The organism is Sphingomonas faeni, assembly GCF_023195535.1.
In the GTDB taxonomy this organism is placed as follows: domain Bacteria; phylum Pseudomonadota; class Alphaproteobacteria; order Sphingomonadales; family Sphingomonadaceae; genus Sphingomonas; species Sphingomonas faeni_B.
On the sequence record NZ_JALPNF010000018.1, the window covers coordinates 1 to 17,885 of the forward strand.

Genomic DNA, 17,885 nt, shown 5'->3' on the forward strand with positions numbered 1-17,885 from the left:
GCCTTCGCCGCAGAACTCGAAAAGCAACGGTCGGGTTTAAACCTGACCGTTGCTTCACCCGCGCTCCTGCGCGACAACAACGGTCGGTCTCTGGTCGCAGCTGGATGAAAGGCGGGGGTCACGTCACCCAGACTGGGCTCCCGCCTTCACGGGAGAACACCCTTTTTACCAGACCGGGAGGATCACGCCGCCCGAGGCGTCCGCTTCGCCTTACGGATCCGCGGCTCAGCGATCATGTCCGCCGCCGCCTTGATCTCCTGGCGAAGCTCATCCCGCTTCTCGTGGATCGACGCGATCACCGGCCCCATCGCCACCCCGAGATCGACCAGCACCGCCTCCGCCAGTTGCAGCGAGCTCTCCAGCGTTTCCGGCACCGCGTCTGTCACGCCAGCCCGGTACAGTTCCGCGGCATGCGCCGTATCCCGCGCGCGCGCCACGATAGGCAGGTCGGGCGCCAAGGCCCGCACCCGCCGCGCCAGCCGCACCGTCAGCACCGGATCGTCCATCGTCAGGATCAACGCCTTGGCGGTGTGCAGCTTCAGCCGATCGACCAGCTCCGGGCGCGCCACGTCGCCGAACAATACCGGGTGGCCCTGTGCGCGCGCGGCCTCGACCGAGTCGATATCCGCCTCCACCGCCACGTATTTCTGCCCGTGGACCGCCAGCATGTCGGCCACCATCCGGCCGACGCGACCAAAGCCGATGACGACCGTCCCGGGGCCGTCGTCGTCGATCTCGACATCGCCCGCATCCGCTACCGACCGGCTTTCCAACTGGCGGGACACGGTACGGCCGAGCTTTGCGAGCAGCGGCGTGATCGTCAGCCCGATCGCGGTGACGGTCTGCCAGAACGACGCGGTCGAGGGGAGGATCAGCTGGGCCTGCGCGGCCGTTGCCAGCACGATCAGCGTCGTCTCCGACGGGCTCCCCATCAGCAGTCCAGTCTCGGCGGCAACACCCCGGCGGGAATTGGCGACGCGGAGGAACAGGAACGTGACGACAGCCTTGGTCGCTACCACGCCGGTCACCGCGAGCAGCAGCGACGGCCAGTTCTGCGCGATAAGCCGCAGGTCGAGGCTCATGCCGACGGTGATCAGGAACACGCCGAGGGCGAGGCCCTTGAATGGCGCGGTGATGACCTCGACCTCGCTGTGGTACTCGGTTTCCGCGATCAGCAGCCCCGCCAGCAGCGCGCCGACGATCGGCGACAGCCCGGCGGCGGTGGTCGCGACGCTGGCAACGATGACGACCAGCAGCGACGCCGCGAGGAACAGCTCCGGGCTCTTGGTCCGCGCCGCCTGTCCGAACAGCCGGGGTAATACGACCCGCCCGCCAATATACATCGCGACCACGGTCAGCCCGCCGCGCAGCGCGACGCCGGCGATGTTCGACCAGCCGTCCGCACTCGCGGTAGGTGCCAGCGCACCGAGCACGAAGATGATTGGCACCAGCGCCAGATCCTCGAACAACAGCATTGCAAAGGCACCTCGGCCGACCGCGCCGGTGGTGCCCACCAGTGGGAGGACGAGTGCAGTGGACGACAAAGCCAGCGCAAACCCGAGCCCTATCGCGCCGGCCCATTCTTGGCCGATGAAGTGGAGCGCGACGCCGATGATCAGCGCAGACCCGATCAACTCGGCCGCGCCGGTGCCGAACACCAGCCGTTTCATCGACCACAGGCGCTTGAAGGAGAGTTCGAGGCCGATCGAGAACAGCAGCAGGATGATCCCGAACTCGGCGAACGGCTCGATCGATTCCGGGTTCGAGATGGTGAGATAATACAGCCACGGCACGGAACCGGTGAGCGAGCCCAATCCGGCGGGGCCGACCAGCAGGCCGACCAGGATAAAGCCGATGACCGGGCTTACCCGGAACCGCGCGAACGCGGGAATGACAAGCCCGGCCGCGCCGAGAATGACGAGCGCGTCGCTGAAACCTTGATTGTCGAGCCGTAATGCCATGCGATCGACCTTAGGGGACGCATGACGGATTTGTCACCCGTGGTGTCGTTTCGGCGGCCGGTAAGACGTCTACGACGGCTGGGTGTGGTTCGCCACGTCGCCGCGGCCGCGCGTCATCCTGACGAAAGTCAGGACCCAGAGCCAAAAACGTCAGCGTCTGTAATCCTGGGTCCTGACTTTCGTCAGGATGACGGGAAGCAGAAAGCCCCGCTCCCGTTTCCGGAAGCGGGGCGTCAGATCAGGCCCAGTTGGCCATCTCGGTCTCAAGGTTCGACCGGACCTGCTCGAAGAACTGCTCGGTCGTCATCCAGGGCTGGTCCGGACCGATCAGGATCGCGAGATCCTTGGTCATGTGGCCGTCTTCGACCGTCTTCACGCAGACGCGCTCGAGGGTCTCGGCGAACTTCGTCACGTCGGGCGTGTCGTCGAACTTGCCGCGATACTTCAGGCCACCGGTCCACGCGAAGATCGACGCGATCGGGTTGGTCGAGGTCGCCTTGCCCTGCTCGTGCATGCGGAAGTGACGCGTGACGGTGCCGTGCGCCGCCTCGGCCTCCACCGTCTTGCCGTCCGGGGTCAGCAGGATCGAGGTCATCAGGCCGAGCGACCCGAAGCCCTGTGCGACCTGATCCGACTGGACGTCGCCGTCATAGTTCTTGCAGGCCCAGACGAACTCGCCGTTCCACTTCAACGCCGATGCGACCATGTCGTCGATCAGGCGATGCTCGTAGACGATGCCCGCTTCCTTGAACTTGTCCTTGAACTCGGCCTCGAACACCTCGGCGAACAGATCCTTGAAGCGGCCATCATAGGCCTTGAGGATCGTGTTCTTGGTCGACAGGTACACCGGCCACTTCAGGTTGAGGCCGTAGTGCATCGACGCGCGTGCGAAATCGCGGATCGAGTCGTCGAGGTTGTACATCGCCATCGCGACGCCGGCCGACGGGAACTGGAACACCTCGCGGTCGATGACCGTGCCGTCGTCGCCTTCGAAGACGAGGCGCAGCTTGCCGGGGCCGGGGACCAGATAGTCGGTCGCGCGGTACTGATCGCCGAATGCATGACGGCCGACGACGATCGGATGCGTCCAGCCCGGGATCAGGCGGGGGACGTTCTTGATCACGATCGGCTCGCGGAAGATCGTGCCGCCGAGAATGTTGCGGATCGTGCCGTTCGGCGACTTCCACATCTTCTTCAGACCGAACTCGGTCACGCGCTGTTCGTCGGGCGTGATCGTCGCGCACTTCACTGCGACGCCGTGCTTCTGCGTGGCGAGCGCGCTGTCGATCGTCACCTGATCGTCGGTCGCATCGCGATGCTCGACGCCGAGATCGTAATAATCGAGCTCGATATCGAGATACGGCTTGATCAGGCGTTCACGGATCCATTCCCAGATGATCCGGGTCATCTCGTCGCCATCGATCTCCACGATCGGATTCTTAACCTTGATCTTCGCCATATCCGGGTCCTTCGGGGGAGGGGTTTGGGGAGCGTCTAGGGGAGCGCGGCGCGGCGATCAACCACCCGGCAGCGGCCCGGTGAGCATTGCGCAACCGTTGGCGCTGTAAGGAAAAGCCGGTTCATCGTTGTATCGCGCGTCAGGCACGGATAGACCCGCGGGTTATGGCATCGCTCGACAAGCCGCCCGTCACGACCTCCACGGTCAAATGGCGATTTCCCGCAGTCCATCCGGAAGGCCACAAATACGTCGCGATCGCGACCGGCATCACGCTGCTGCTGACGATCGTTAGCCACGTGCTGTTCTGGCCGATGGTCGGCGTTGTGATATGGGTCGCGACGTTCTTCCGCGATCCGATCCGCACGACACCGCAGGGAGAAGGGCTGATCGTCGCCCCCGCCGATGGCCTGATCACGATGATCCAGCGCGTTCCCATCCCGCGTGAGCTGGCCGGTGAGAACGGTCTCGGCGACGCGCCGCTGGTCCGCATCTCGATCTTCATGTCGGTGTTCGACGTGCATATCAATCGCACGCCGATCGCCGGGACTATCCGCCAAGTCGTTTATATCTCGGGCAAGTTCCTTAACGCCGACCTGGACAAGGCGAGCGACGAGAACGAGCGCCAGCATTTCGTGGTCGAGGACCGTCATGGCATGCGGGTCGGCTTTACGCAGATCGCCGGCCTGGTGGCACGGCGTATCCTGGGCTTCGTGAAGGCCGGCGACATGGTCGCGGCCGGCCAGCGCATCGGGCTGATCCGGTTTGGCAGCCGCGTCGACGTGTACCTGCCCGATCATGTCGTACCGCAGGTCTGCCTCGGCCAGCGCAGCATTGCAGGCGAGACCGTCCTTGGTCGCGTCGGTGGTGTTCCGGTCGGTGGTGTCGCGCAATGATCGGTCGCGACGAGATCGATCACGGTTCGACCGACTCACGCGGTCGCGGAAAGTTCGGTCGCACCCGCCGGGCGCCGCGCGGCCTTCCGCTGCGCGCGGTCGCACCCAATGCCGTAACCGCACTGGCATTGTGCTCAGGCCTGAGCGGCGTGCGATTTGCAATCGGCGGCGAGTGGCAAAGCGGCGTCGCGATGATCATGGTCGCGGGCGTGCTCGACGGCCTCGACGGTCGGATCGCCCGCATGTTGCACGGCGAGAGCCGTTTCGGCGCCGAGCTCGACTCGCTGTCCGACGCGATCTCGTTCGGTGTCGCGCCCGCACTGATCGTCTATCTCTGGTCGCTGGCCGCGCTACCGCGCGTTGGCTGGATCTGCTCGCTGATCTTCGCGGTGTTCTGCGCACTGCGTCTCGCGCGCTTCAACGCCAAGATCGACGAGAGTCACCAGCCGCACAAATCGGCCGGTTTCCTCACCGGTGTTCCAGCTCCTGCCGGCGCCGGCTTGGCACTCATGCCAATGTTCTTCTGGTTCTGGACCGACGAGCCGAAATTCGCGTCGCCCTATTTCGTTGCGCCGTGGGTCGCGTTCGTCGCGCTCCTGATGGTGTCGAGTATCGCCACTTATTCGTGGAGTTCGGTCAAGCTCCGCAGCAACATCCGTTTCGAGGCCATCGCGCTCGTCGTGTTGCTCGGCGCCGCGATCGTGAGCGCACCTTGGCATACGCTCAGCATCATCTGCGTGCTGTACCTGCTTTCGATGCCGTTCAGCATCGCGAGCTACGCCAAGATCAGGCGGCAGCGTTCCAGCGGCGGGCGGGTGCCGGAGCCGTCGTCGACGCCCAGCGCCTGACAGCGATCCGGCGCTCCGCCACGGCCAGCGTCCGGAGCGGCTGGAACGCCGACTCGACGTTACCCATGGCAAGCCGTACGATGCGGTCCCATTGCGGCGCGATCGACGAGACGATCATCATGCTCGCGACCGCGAATGCACCAGCAAAAACCATGAAGCTCAGAACCAACATCACGTCCGCCTTCCTCTGAGTTGCGAACAAATTCTTAATGTCCGCAAACACTTGGTCAGAAACATCGTTCCGTTCGTCGCATTTTGAATCCGGCTATACCGGTTCGAATCAGCGCCGAGTCGAACATCTGTTCCCCGTTGAGCCCTTTATGTTCTCATTGCGTTCCATGAGTCAAGCGCGCCGCGTGCGATTGCTTTTCCCACAAAGCCACGCTAAGGGCCGCGCCTCTAACCCCGCATGGGAGGCATCATAGCCCGGTGCGTCACGGTCATTCGGCCACGACGTCATCCGCTTCCCAGAGGCACAACCGGAAGGATATATCCCTATGGCGGCTCCAGTCGTCTCCATGCAGCAGCTCATCGAAACGGGCGCGCATTTCGGCCACCAGACTCATCGGTGGAACCCCAAGATGAAGCCTTACATCTTCGGTGATCGTAACGGCGTCCACATCCTCGACCTTTCGCAGACCGTGCCGCTGTTCGCGCGCGCGCTCGAATTCGTCTCTTCGGCTGTTGCCGGCGGTGGCAAGGTCCTGTTCGTCGGCACCAAGCGCCAGGCGCAGGAGCCCGTCGCGGACGCGGCGCGTCGTTCGGGCCAGCACTTCGTCAACCATCGCTGGTTGGGCGGCATGCTCACCAACTGGAAGACCATCTCGGGTTCGATCAAGCGTCTCAAGACGCTCGAGGAAATGCTGTCGGGCGACACCGTCGGCCTGACCAAGAAGGAAGTCCTCCAGCTCACCCGCGAGAAGGACAAGCTCGAGCTTTCGCTCGGCGGCATCCGCGACATGGGCGGCATTCCCGACGTGATGTTCGTGATCGACGCGAACAAGGAAGAGCTGGCGATCAAGGAAGCGAACACGCTGGGTATTCCCGTCGTCGCGATCCTCGATTCGAACGTGTCGCCGGACGGCATCGCCTTCCCGGTTCCCGCGAACGATGACGCAGCCCGCGCCATCCGCCTGTACTGCGAGGCGATCGCGATCGCAGCGACGCGCGGCGGCCAGGAGCAGCAGCGCCGCACCGGTGCCGATGTCGGCGCGATGGTCGAGCCGCCGAAGGAAGAGGCACTGAGCGCAGAGCCGACCGTCGAAGCTACGGCTGACACGGCGCAGGCAACCGCGAATGCCGATACCGCTGCAGAATTCGCAGCCGAGGGTGAGCGCCAGATCGACGCATAAGCGTCGTCGCCGAACCGTCATGCGGGCGGGGTAGGGCGAAAGCTCTGCCTCGCCCGCAACCATATTCAGACCTAAAAAGGAATAAAATCATGGCCGATATCACGGCAGCAATGGTCAAGGATCTGCGCGAGAAGAGCGGCGCGGGCATGATGGATTGCAAGAAGGCGCTGAGCGAGAACGCCGGCGACATGGAGCAGGCAATGGATTGGCTGCGCACAAAGGGGCTCGCAGCCGCCGCCAAGAAGTCCAGCCGCACCGCGGCCGAGGGCCTGGTCGGCGTCGCCGTGTCGGGTACCAGGGGCGCAGCGGTCGAAGTCAATTCGGAGACCGATTTCGTCGCCAAGAACGACCAGTTCCAGTCGTTCGTCCGTGACGTCACGCAGATCGCGCTCGCAACGGGCGGCGACATCGAGTCGCTGAAGTCGCAGGCGATGCCATCGGGCAAGACCGTCGAGGAAGTCCTGACGAACAACGTCGCGACGATCGGCGAGAACCAGTCGCTGCGCCGCTCGCGCACGCTGGAAGTCAGCAAGGGTGCGGTCGTTCCGTACATCCACAACCAGGCGGCACCCGGCCTCGGCAAGATCGGCGTTCTCGTCGCGCTCGAGTCGGAGGCTTCGGACGAGGTTCTCCAGGCGCTCGGCAAGCAGCTCGCGATGCATATCGCAGCGGCGTTCCCGAAGGCGCTGAACGAAGCCGACCTCGACGAGTCCGAGATCGAGCGCGAGCGCGCGATCGCGACCGAGAAGGCCGCCGAGTCGGGCAAGCCCGCCGACATCATCGCCAAGATGGTCGAGGGCGGCATCGCCAAGTACCGGAAGGAGCATGCTCTGGTCAGCCAGCTGTTCGTGATGGACGGCAAGACCAAGATCTCCGACGTCGTCGCCAAGGCCGGCAAGGATGCGGGCGCCGAGATCAAGCTGGTGGACTATGTCCGCTTCCAGCTCGGCGAAGGCATCGAGAAGGAGCAGTCCGACTTTGCAGCCGAGGTTGCTGCTGCTTCGGGTGTGCCACAGGCGTAAGCCATCCTTTTCCTTCTCCCTCCGGGGAGAGGGAAGGGGCCCGCGGCCACTTGGCCGTGGGAAGGGTGAGGGGAGTGGTCGGGTCTCGAACCTCACGCCCCCTCATCCGGCCCTGCCGGGCCACCTTCTCCCCGAGGGGAGCGGGATCGCGGGGCAGCCTTGGTGCTGCTCCGTCATCCCCGCGCAGGCGGGGATCCATATACTCCGGGGCGGGTGAGCTATTGGGACGCTAGCCAGTATGGATTTCCGCCTCCGCGGGAATGACGGTAATTCTCCGTTGCGCGCCTTTCGCGAACAAGAATTTTCCGTCCCGTCTCCATCCAGTTTCGATGCACGCGCCGCACAGCGCTTCACATCGTGGGCCTCGCCGCCTAAGGTCCGCGCCGCCCCGCCAATCACATTTCGAGATTTATGACGCCTCCGCGCTACAACCGTATCCTGCTGAAACTGTCGGGCGAAGTCCTGATGGGACCGTCGGGCCTGTCGATCGATCCGACCGTCACCGCCCGCGTCGCGCAGGAAATTGCCGACATCAAGGCCAAGGGCTATGAGATCTGCATCGTCGTCGGTGGCGGCAACATCTTCCGCGGCATGGCCGGTGCGGCACGCGGCATGGACCGGGCGACCGGCGATTACATGGGCATGCTCGCGACCGTCATGAATGCGCTCGCCGTGCAGAACGCGCTCGAGCAGATCGGCGTCGACACGCGCGTCCAGTCGGCGATCCCGATGGCGTCGGTCTGCGAGCCGTTCATCCGCCGCCGTGCCGAGCGTCACCTCGAAAAGGGCCGCGTCGTGATCTTCGCGGCAGGCGTCGGCAGCCCCTATTTCACCACCGATTCGGGCGCCGCGCTGCGGGCAGCCGAGATGAAGTGCGACGCGCTGTTCAAGGGTACTTCGGTCGACGGCGTCTATAACGCCGACCCGAAGACGCACCCCGACGCGGTGCGCTACGAGACGGTCACGTACAGCCGGGTGCTGTCCGACGACCTGAAGGTCATGGACGCGAGCGCGATCGCGCTGTGCCGCGACAACAACATCCCGATCGTCGTCTTCAACATCCGCGAACCCGGCAATCTCGCCGCGGTGCTGGCGGGTGATGGCGTGTCGACGATCGTCCAGAACGAGCAGGAGCTTTAAGATGGCTGCATACGACAAGACCGACCTCGAACGCCGCATGGCGGGTGCCGTCGAAGCGCTGAAGAGCGATCTCGCCGGCCTGCGCACGGGTCGTGCGTCGACCGCGTTGCTCGATCCGGTGATGGTGACGGTGTACGGGTCGTCGATGCCGCTGAACCAGGTCGCGACCGTGTCGGCGCCCGAGCCGCGGATGCTGTCGGTGCAGGTCTGGGACAAGTCGAACGTCGGCCCGACCGACAAGGCGATCCGTTCGGCCGGCCTCGGCCTCAACCCGATCGTCGACGGCCAGACGCTGCGCCTGCCGATCCCCGATCTGACCGAAGAGCGCCGCAAGGAGCTCGCCAAGCTTTCCGGCCAGTATGCCGAAAAGGCGCGCATCGCGGTGCGGAACGTGCGCCGCGACGGGATGGATTCGCTGAAGGTCGACGAGAAGAAGGGCGTATTCGGCGAGGACGAGCGCAAGCGTCACGAGACCGAAGTCCAGAAGCTGACCGACAGCATCATCGCCGAGCTCGATGCGACCGCGACCGCCAAGGAAAAGGAAATCCTGGGCAAGTGAGGGCGTTCGGCGCCGCTTCGGCGGGGGCTACCTCCGCCGCGCCGCTCGTCGCCGTCCCCTCGGGCGGGGCGGTGCCGCGTCATGTTGCGATCATCATGGACGGCAATGGCCGCTGGGCGAAGAAGCGGTTCCTGCCGCGCTTCGCCGGGCACAAGGCCGGCGTCGAGGCGGTGCGCAAGGTAACGCGCGCGGCGCGGGCGATGGGGATCGAGGCGCTGACGCTGTATGCGTTTTCGTCCGAGAACTGGCGGCGTCCGGCCGAAGAGGTCAGCGACCTGATGGGGCTGCTGCGGCATTTCATCCGCAGCGACCTCGACGAACTCGCGCGCGAGAACGTCCGGCTGCGCGTGATCGGCGACTATCACAGCTTTTCGCCCGATCTGGTGGCGATGGTCGACGACGCGATCGCGCGGACCGCGAGCAATACCGGTCCGATTCTCGCGATCGCGCTCAACTACGGCGCGCATGCCGAGTTGGTGGGCGCGGCACGCCGCCTTGCCGAACGCGCCCGTGACGGTACGCTTGATCCTGCCAGCATCGAGGTCGGCACGATCGAGGCCGAACTCGACACGCACGATCTGCCGCCGCTCGACCTGATGATCCGCACCTCGGGCGAGCAACGCCTGTCAAACTTCCTGTTGTGGCAGGCGGCCTATGCCGAGCTCCTGTTCGTCGACACGCTATGGCCCGACTTTGATGCGGCAGCGCTTGCTGAGGCGGTCGCGGCATTCGGCCAACGCCAGCGCCGCTACGGTGGCCTGTGAATCTTACCGACCCTGAAAAAGCACCCGATCAGGCGCTTCGAACTCCGTCCAATCTCAAGCTCCGGATGATCGCCAGCGTCGGCATGATCGTCGTCGCCAGCATCGCGCTGACGCTCGGCGGGATCGCGTTCTGGCTGCTGGGCGTGGTCGCGGCGCTGTTCATGATGGCCGAATGGTCGATGCTCCAGGGCGCCGACGCCAAGACCAAGCGGATGACGCAGTTCGCGCTGTCGGTCCCGCTCGCGCTGATGGCGCCGGCGTCTTTGATCCTGGTGATCCACGATTTCTTCACGCTCGGGCTGCTCGCGGGCGCGGCGTTCTTCGTCGTCATCACGACGCGCAAACCCAAGCTGGCGCTCGGTATCGTCTATTGCGGTCTCCCCGTACTCGCGCTGATGATTATCCGGCGGCAGGACGAGGGCATCCTTTACACGCTGTGGGCGCTATCGCTGGTGTGGGCCTGCGATATCGGCGCGTTCTTCACCGGGCGGACGCTGGGCGGGCCCAAGCTCGCACCGGTGATCAGTCCGAACAAGACATGGTCGGGGCTGATCGGCGGCGTCGTGCTGGCGAGCGCGGTCGCGGCGGTGCTGCACACGCAATACGGCCTGCCGATGCGGATGACACTGGCGACCCCGGTGCTCGCCGTGCTCGCGCAGATGGGCGATCTTTACGAGAGTTGGTTGAAGAGGGTGGCAGGCGTGAAGGACAGCGGCAACATCCTGCCCGGGCATGGTGGCGTCATGGATCGCCTCGACGGCCTGGTCCCGGTCGCGCCGGTCGCGGCGTTCCTCGTCCTGCTGCCGCATTTCTACGCATGAAGAGCGTCACGATTTTGGGGGCGACCGGCTCGGTCGGTACCTCGACGCTCGACCTGATCGAGCGTGAGCCCGACCGCTTCCGCGTCGTCGCGCTGACCGCCAATTGCGACGTGACAAAGCTCGCCGCGGCTGCGATCCGGACCAAGGCGGAGTTTGCCGTCGTCGCGGACGAGGGCTGCCTGCCCGAACTTCGTGAAGCGCTGGCCGGCACGGGGATTCGTGCCGGTGGTGGTGCCGAGGCTATCGCCGAGGCGGCGTCATCGGGTGCGGACTGGACGATGGGCGCGATCGTCGGGTGTGCGGGGCTCAAGCCGGTGATGGCGGCGATCGAGCAGGGCGGCACCGTCGTGATCGCCAACAAGGAGCCGCTGGTTTCTGCCGGCGACGTCATCCTTGCCGCGGCCAAGCGGACCGGCGCGACGCTGTTGCCCGCCGATTCCGAGCATAACGCGATCTTCCAGTGCTTCGACGCGAGCCGCCCCGAGGGCGTCCGCCGCATCATCCTGACGTGCAGCGGCGGGCCGTTCCGCGACTGGACGACCGAGCAGATGCGCGGCGTGACGCTCGAACAGGCGGTCAAGCATCCTAACTGGTCGATGGGGGCGAAGATCTCGGTCGATTCGGCGACCTGCATGAACAAGGGCCTCGAATTGATCGAGGCCGCGCGGCTGTTTCCGATCCCCCACGACCGGATCGAGATCGTGATCCACCCGCAATCTGTGGTTCACAGCCTGGTCGATTATGTCGATGGGTCGGTATTGGCGCAACTTGGTCCGCCCGACATGCGGACGCCGATCGCGCATACGCTCGCCTGGCCGGACCGGATGGCGACGCCGATGGCCCCGCTCGATCTGGTCGGAATCGGCCGACTCGAGTTCGAGGCGCCCGATCCGGTTCGCTTCCCGGCCTTGCGACTCGCGCGCGAAGCGTTGGATGCGGGCGGGGCGCGGCCGGCGATTCTCAACGCCGCCAACGAGGTCGCGGTCGAGGCCTTCCTCAAGCGCCGCATTTGTTTCCTCGAAATTGCCGCAATCGTGGAGGATACGCTAATGCGCTATAACCCGGCCGCACCGGACAGCGTCGATGCCGTGCTGGCGATCGACGCCGAGGCGCGGATCTTGGCGGGCAAGCGTGTGAAGGATTGCGCGGTTTGATCGAAACACCCGGTATCCTGCTGACGATATTGTCGTTCGTCCTGGTGATCGGACCGCTCGTGTTCGTGCACGAAATGGGCCATTACCTCGCCGGGCGCTTTTTCGGGATCAAGGCGGATGCCTTCGCGGTCGGCTTCGGTCGCGAGATCGCAGGCTTTACCGACAAGCGCGGGACCCGCTGGAAGTTCGGCTGGCTCCCGCTCGGCGGCTATGTGAAGTTCGCCGGCGACATGAACCCGGCAAGCCAGCCCTCGGCCGAATGGCTGTTGCTGCCCGCCGAAGACCGCCAGCGCACCTTCCAGTCGAAGCCGGTATGGCAGCGCGCGATCGTCGTCGCCGCGGGACCGGTCGTGAATTTCGTCGTCGCGATCCTTATCCTCGCCGGTTTCGCGTTCGCATATGGCGACATCCGCATGCCGCCCGTCGTCGGTGGCACAATGCCCGGCAGCGCCGCGGCTGCGGCCGGATTGCAGGTCGGCGACCGGATCACCGCGATCGGCGGCCGTTCGGTCGAGACGTTCGACGATCTCGCCCGCTTCGCCCGCATCCGCGCCGGCGAGAGCACGCGGATCGACGCGGTGCGTGGCGGCCAGGCGGTGTCGCGCGACCTCGTGATCGGCACCGAATTGCAGCGCGACCGTTTCGGCAACGAATATAAGATCGGGCGCCTCGGTATCGCCGGCTCGAAGCCGGTGATCGTTCCCGTCAGCCTGATCGAAGCACCGGTCGTCGCGGTGAAGCGCACCGGCCAGATCGTCTCGATGATGGTCGAGACGCTGGGGCAGGTCATCACCGGGCGCCGCTCCGTGAAGGAACTCGGCGGACCGCTCAGCATCGCCAAGGTTTCGGGCGAGCAGATGTCGCTCGGGCTCGACGCCTATGTGTTCCTGATCGCCCTGGTCTCGATCAATCTGGGGTTCATCAACCTGCTGCCAGTGCCGATGCTGGATGGCGGTCACCTGTTCTTCTATGCGATCGAAGCGGTGCGCAGGCGCCCGGTCGAGCCGCAGGTGCAGGAATGGGCGTTTCGCGGCGGCCTCGCGGCGATCCTCGCGCTGATGCTGCTGGTGACCTTCAACGATCTCGGCAATTTCGGGCTGTGGAAGAATCTGGCCGGCTTGATCGGCTGACCACGATAGGGCAGGGCGGGCGCGCCTTGTATGTGCACGTTTTTAAGGTGGGTTTGGTGACAGCGATCAACGGTTACGATTTCGCGCGCAAGGGCGCCCTGCTGCTTGCAGGAACGATCCTGTCGGGCGTTCCCGCGCTGGCACAGACCGTGCCGGCCGGTTCCGCGACTCCCAGCCCGTCTTCGGGCCGGCAGACGCCGACGACTGCTGCGCCTGTAGTTGGTGTAACGCCCGTCGCCGCACCGGTATCCGTGCGCACCATAAAGACTTTGCGCGTCGAGGGATCGCAGCGGATCGAGCCCGAGACGGTGTTGTCCTACACCAAGCTGCGCGTCGGCATTCCGTACACCGCCGAGACGCTCGATCAGGCGTTGAAGGACCTGCAGGCGAGCGACCTGTTCGCGGACTACTCGATCGCGGGTGTCGAGAACGGCAACATCGTGCTCCGGGTTCGCGAGAACCCGATCATCAACCGCGTGATCATCGAGGGCAACAAGGCGCTGAAGAGCGACAAGATCACGAAAGAGATCAGGCTCGCGCCGCGCCAGATCTTCACGCGTACCGCGGTCCGCCAGGACATCGGCCGGATCATCGAGCTGTATCGCCGCCAGGGCCGCTTCGGCGCCGTCATCGATCCGAAGATGGTCAATCTCGACCAGAACCGCGTCGATGTGGTGTTCGTCGTCAGCGAGGGGCCGAAATCGAAGGTTCGTCAGATCAACATCCTCGGCAACGAGGTGTTCTCCGACGACCAGATCCGCGGCCAGATGGCAACCAAACAGGCACGCTTGTTCCGCCTGCTCTCGTCGGCGACCAGCTACGATCAGGATCGTCTCTCGTACGATCAGCAGAAGCTCCGCCAGTTCTACCTGACGCAGGGCTATGCCGATTTCCGCGTGACCTCCGCCGTCGCCGAGCTGACGCCGGACAAGAAGGACTTCATCATCACGTACGTGGTGGAGGAAGGTAAGCGCTACAAGTTCGGCGACGTCACCGTCGACAGCCAGATCCGCGACTTCGACAACAGCAAGCTCGCAGCCACGCTGCCGCTCAAGAAGGGTGACTGGTACAACGCGAAGCTGGTCGAGGACTCGGTCGACAATCTCAGCCAGACCGCGGGTCTGTTTGGCTATGCCTTCACCGAGGTGAACCCGGAGTTCCAGAAGGACGCCGATACGCTGACGATGGGGATTAATTTCAACATCGCCGAAGCCAAGCGGACCTATGTCGAGCGTGTCGAGATCAACGGCAACACGCAGACTCAGGACAAGGTCGTGCGGCGCGAGATCCGTCTCGCCGAGGGCGATGCGTTCAACAGCTTCCAGGTGAAGCGGTCGCAGGATCGCATCAACTCGCTCGGCTATTTCGCCGACAAGATGGAGATCAAGCAGCTGCCGGGCTCGGCGCCCGACCGCGTAATCCTCGAGACCAACCTCGAAGAGAAGTCGACCGGCGAGCTTCAGTTGTCGGCAGGCTATTCCAGCCTCGAGCGCTTCATCATCCAGGCGAACATCACGCAGCGGAACTTCCGCGGCAAGGGCCAGGAACTGCGCGCGGGCGTGAACTATTCGAGCTACTCGAAGTCGATCGAGCTGGGCTTCACCGAGCCCTATCTGTTCGACAAGAACATTGCGCTGGGTGGCGACATCTTCCGCCGTGATTACAATTCGTTCAATTTTGTCGGCAACGATCGGCAGACCAATTATTCGCAGGTTTCGACCGGCTTCCAGCTTCGTACCGGCGTGCCGCTGACCGAATTCTGGTCGCTGTCGGGCCGCTATGGCCTGTCCTACGACGAGGTTGGTCTCGACAACCAGTTCCTGAACGCCGACGGCTCGTGCAACCTGCTCGTGGCGGGACGCTATCTGTGCGACGCGATCGGCAATCGCTGGACGTCCTCGGTCGGCTATTCGCTCAGCCGCGACAATCTCAACAGCCGCTTGCGCCCGACGGCCGGTTCGCGCTTCTCGTTCAGCCAGGACTTTGCGGGTCTCGGTGGCGACGTGAAGTATATCCGAACGCGTTTCGAAGGGTCGAAGTACCAGAATCTCGGCAGCGGGTTCATCGGCTCGATCATCGCCGAGGGCGGCTATATCCATCCGCTTGAAAAGGCGCGCAGGGAGGGATCGGACGCGGTCCGGATCACCGATCGTTTCTATCTCGGCGAACCGCAGTTCCGCGGCTTCGATATCCGCGGCGTCGGACCGCGCATTCTTCGCGCGGCCTACAGCAACGGCACCCCGACCCAGGTTCTCGCGACCGATCGCAACTCGATCCAGGACGATGCGCTGGGTGGGCGCGCTTATTACCTGGCGCGTGCGGAAATCGAGATTCCGTTGGGCTCGGGCGCGCGCGAGCTCGGCTTGCGGCCGTCGATCTACGCGCAGGTGGGCAGCCTGTTCGGCATCGCTAGGCCGTTGCCGACCGCGACATTCGAGACGGTCACCGATCCGACCACGGGCAAGGACTATGTGAAGTCCAACTTTACGCCCGCGGTGAACTCCCTGGGTGCGCCTCTCTATACCTATACGACCACCGACACGTCCGGCGCGCCGGTGACGGCGAACACGACGTGCGAGAGAGGTTCGCCCGACTCGGCGGGTACGTCGTGCATCGGTACGATGGCCAATCCACGCGCGCAGACCGAACAGACGCCCTTCGTCGAAAGCTTCCTCGGCAACTCGGCCAAGCCGCGTCTGTCGATTGGTGTCGGCGTCAACTGGAACTCGCCGTTCGGCCCGCTCCGTATCGATCTCGCCAAGGCCTTGCTCACCCAGAAGGGTGACGACCCCAAGCTTATTACTTTCAACGTAGGGACACAGTTCTGATGACGACGTTCAAGACGCTTCTCCTCGCCGCAGCGCTCGTCGCGCCGGCTGCCATCACCACGACCGCTGCCGACGCGCAGGTTTCGGGTATTGCCGTCGCCGATGCGCAGGGCGCGATCGCCAACTCGAAGGCCTGGAACGCTGCGCGTGGCCAGATCGAGACGACCTACAAGGCCCAGCTCGACCAGGCCGAGACCCGTCGCCAGGCCGTCGCGCGCGAGTTGCAGCCGCTGGTCACCGCGTTCCAGACCGCCCAACGCGCGCCCGGTGCGACCGAAGCCACGCTGCGCCCGCAGGCACAGGCGATCCAGGCACGCGAGGCCGCGGCCAACCAGGAACTCGCTCGCCTGACGCAGCCTGCCCAGCGCGCGCAGCAATATGCGATCGAGCAGATCCAGGCGAAGCTCAGCGACGCCGTGACGGCGGCCGTTCGCGCGAAGAACGTCAGCCTGTTGCTGCGTCCGGAGGCTGCGCTGTTCGCTCAGCCGACCGCCGACATCACCGCTGCGATTACCACCGAGCTCGATCGCCTCGTGCCGTCGGTCAGCACGGCCGTACCGGCGAACTGGCAGCCGAACCAGGCTGGGCAGCAGCAGCAGGGTGCCGCACCCGCCGCAGCCGCGCGTGCGCCTGCCGCGACGCGCACCCCGCAGGGTCGCTAAGCCACACCGATGACCGAGACCGTGAACGATACTGCTGAAAAAGGTATGGGCCCGCTCGATATCGGGCGCGTCATGGCAGCGTTGCCGCATCGCTACCCGATGCTGCTGGTCGATCGTGTCGAGGATCTGATCCTCGACGCGTCGATCACCGCGATCAAGGCGGTGTCGATGAACGAGCAGTTCTTCCAGGGGCATTTCCCTGGGCGCCCGATCATGCCGGGCGTGCTGATCGTCGAGGCGATGGCACAGGCGGCGGGGATTCTCGCGGTCGAGTCGCTGGGTCTCGCGGGCTCGGGCAAGCTCGTCTATTTCATGGCGATCGACGGGGCGAAGTTCCGCAAGCCGGTCGAGCCGGGCGTTTTGCTGAAACTCGAGGTGAATTTCGTCCAGAAGCGGAGCTCGGTCTGCAAGTTCGCCGGCCGCGCTCTGGTCGACGGGCAGTTGGTGGCCGAGGCGAACTTCACGGCGATGATCGCCGACCCGCCCAAGGCCTGAATCGCCTCGAAGCACGCATTCTTGTAAAATCGGGCACGTCCGTGTACGGGCGCGCCTTCCTTTCAGGCTGGTCGGAACCAGCCACCTACCGGAGAATTGCCATGAAGGCCGACACGCACCCCGATTATCACATGATCACCGTCCAGATGACGGATGGCAGCAAGTACCAGACCCGCACCACCTGGGGTAAGGAAGGCGATGTGATGACGCTCGAGATCGATCCGCTCGCGCATCCGGCATGGACCGGCGGCCGTGGCACGATGCTCGACACCGGCGGCCAGGTCGCGCGCTTCAACAAGCGTTTCGGTGGTGGCCTTACGCTCCGCAAGTAATCCGGTATCGACCAGGCCCGACCCGAAATTTCGGGCAGGGCATGTGGTGGATCCCATTCGAGGGCATTTAAGCCGGCGCCGCTACCAAGCGTGCGCCGGCTTTGCTCGTTTTCGGACCACGTAGCCGCAGCCAGCGACGTGGGAAGCTGGCCGAAGCTGGGACCATTCGGGGCCGGTGACCGGATGACTTTTCTGGGGGGCGCCTTATTCCTGCTGACGCACGGCGCTGACAGCCGAAAACCTGGCGGGCATTGCGCTCGTGCGCCGCCACCCCGCTAGGAGGCCAGGAGGGCGCTTCTGCTCTAGAAACCGAAAAACTGACCTGAAACTGTAAAAAAGCGTTTGACGGTTCTGCGAACCCCGCCTAGAGGGGTGTCACCGCAGCGAACGGCCACACGGTCTGGACGCAGCGGTCGCAAAAAACCAGATGCTCCAAATCTTCCGCAAGGGAGGTTATGCGAGTGT

Annotated in this window: 17 protein-coding genes; 14 read left to right on the forward strand and 3 right to left on the reverse strand. The window is 64.7% G+C overall.

Annotated elements, in window-relative coordinates; genetic code table 11:
• Window positions 1-182: 182 nt before the first annotated feature.
• Window positions 183-1,961 carry a cation:proton antiporter gene (locus tag SPHN_RS17975; protein ID WP_248525201.1) on the reverse strand — a complete coding sequence of 593 codons (1,779 nt, stop codon included), beginning with the start codon at window positions 1,959-1,961 and terminating at the stop codon, window positions 183-185.
• Between the two features lie 238 nt (window positions 1,962-2,199).
• Window positions 2,200-3,420, reverse strand: coding sequence for an NADP-dependent isocitrate dehydrogenase (locus SPHN_RS17980; RefSeq protein WP_132896229.1), 1,221 nt, complete (start codon window positions 3,418-3,420; stop codon window positions 2,200-2,202).
• A 164-nt stretch (window positions 3,421-3,584) separates the two neighbouring features.
• On the opposite strand from SPHN_RS17980, the gene SPHN_RS17985 reads away from it, so the two are divergent.
• Entirely contained in the window at window positions 3,585-4,313 is a 729-nt protein-coding gene (locus tag SPHN_RS17985) for a phosphatidylserine decarboxylase (RefSeq protein WP_248525203.1), read from the forward strand.
• Window positions 4,310-5,161, forward strand: coding sequence for a CDP-alcohol phosphatidyltransferase family protein (locus tag SPHN_RS17990; RefSeq protein WP_248525204.1), 852 nt, complete (start codon window positions 4,310-4,312; stop codon window positions 5,159-5,161). The genes SPHN_RS17985 and SPHN_RS17990 overlap by 4 nt, the downstream gene beginning before the upstream one ends.
• Here the strand turns inward: SPHN_RS17990 and SPHN_RS17995 are convergent.
• Window positions 5,100-5,333: a hypothetical protein gene (locus SPHN_RS17995; protein WP_248525205.1), complete on the reverse strand. Its 234-nt coding sequence runs from the start codon at window positions 5,331-5,333 to the stop codon at window positions 5,100-5,102. The genes SPHN_RS17990 and SPHN_RS17995 overlap by 62 nt on opposite strands.
• Before the next feature lie 325 nt (window positions 5,334-5,658).
• Here SPHN_RS17995 and rpsB point away from each other — a divergent pair, with 325 nt between their 5' ends.
• The 12 genes from rpsB (at window position 5,659) to rpmE (ending at window position 17,420) form a co-directional block, all read left to right on the forward strand.
• Entirely contained in the window at window positions 5,659-6,513 is an 855-nt protein-coding gene (gene rpsB, locus SPHN_RS18000) for a 30S ribosomal protein S2 (protein ID WP_248525206.1), read from the forward strand.
• 89 nt (window positions 6,514-6,602) lie between these two features.
• On the forward strand, window positions 6,603-7,535 hold the full coding sequence (tsf, locus tag SPHN_RS18005; protein WP_248525207.1) for a translation elongation factor Ts: 933 nt from the start codon (window positions 6,603-6,605) through the stop codon (window positions 7,533-7,535).
• A 411-nt stretch (window positions 7,536-7,946) separates the two neighbouring features.
• A complete protein-coding gene (pyrH, locus tag SPHN_RS18010; RefSeq protein ID WP_056066004.1) occupies window positions 7,947-8,675 on the forward strand; it encodes a UMP kinase in 729 nt (242 codons plus the stop codon).
• Between the two features lies 1 nt (window position 8,676).
• Window positions 8,677-9,234, forward strand: a complete 558-nt coding sequence (gene frr / locus SPHN_RS18015) for a ribosome recycling factor (protein ID WP_132738138.1) — start codon at window positions 8,677-8,679, stop codon at window positions 9,232-9,234.
• Window positions 9,231-9,998, forward strand: a complete 768-nt coding sequence (locus SPHN_RS18020; protein ID WP_349238518.1) for an isoprenyl transferase — start codon at window positions 9,231-9,233, stop codon at window positions 9,996-9,998. Before frr ends, SPHN_RS18020 begins: the two co-directional genes overlap by 4 nt.
• A gap of 65 nt (window positions 9,999-10,063) precedes the next feature.
• Entirely contained in the window at window positions 10,064-10,819 is a 756-nt protein-coding gene (locus SPHN_RS18025) for a phosphatidate cytidylyltransferase (RefSeq protein WP_248525208.1), read from the forward strand.
• Window positions 10,816-11,973, forward strand: a complete 1,158-nt coding sequence (locus tag SPHN_RS18030) for a 1-deoxy-D-xylulose-5-phosphate reductoisomerase (RefSeq protein ID WP_248525209.1) — start codon at window positions 10,816-10,818, stop codon at window positions 11,971-11,973. The genes SPHN_RS18025 and SPHN_RS18030 overlap by 4 nt, the downstream gene beginning before the upstream one ends.
• Window positions 11,970-13,103 carry an RIP metalloprotease RseP gene (rseP, locus tag SPHN_RS18035; RefSeq protein ID WP_248525211.1) on the forward strand — a complete coding sequence of 378 codons (1,134 nt, stop codon included), beginning with the start codon at window positions 11,970-11,972 and terminating at the stop codon, window positions 13,101-13,103. The genes SPHN_RS18030 and rseP overlap by 4 nt, the downstream gene beginning before the upstream one ends.
• Before the next feature lie 53 nt (window positions 13,104-13,156).
• Window positions 13,157-15,931 (forward strand): outer membrane protein assembly factor BamA, encoded by a 2,775-nt coding sequence (bamA, locus tag SPHN_RS18040; RefSeq protein ID WP_248525215.1) that lies wholly within the window; start codon window positions 13,157-13,159, stop codon window positions 15,929-15,931.
• Complete coding sequence (locus SPHN_RS18045; RefSeq protein ID WP_248525212.1) at window positions 15,931-16,593, forward strand: OmpH family outer membrane protein; 663 nt, start codon at window positions 15,931-15,933, stop codon at window positions 16,591-16,593. Before bamA ends, SPHN_RS18045 begins: the two co-directional genes overlap by 1 nt.
• 45 nt (window positions 16,594-16,638) lie before the next feature.
• Window positions 16,639-17,088, forward strand: a complete 450-nt coding sequence (gene fabZ, locus SPHN_RS18050) for a 3-hydroxyacyl-ACP dehydratase FabZ (RefSeq protein ID WP_432715113.1) — start codon at window positions 16,639-16,641, stop codon at window positions 17,086-17,088.
• Window positions 17,089-17,189: 101 nt separating this feature from the next.
• Entirely contained in the window at window positions 17,190-17,420 is a 231-nt protein-coding gene (gene rpmE, locus SPHN_RS18055) for a 50S ribosomal protein L31 (protein ID WP_055880673.1), read from the forward strand.
• Window positions 17,421-17,885 lie beyond the last annotated feature (465 nt).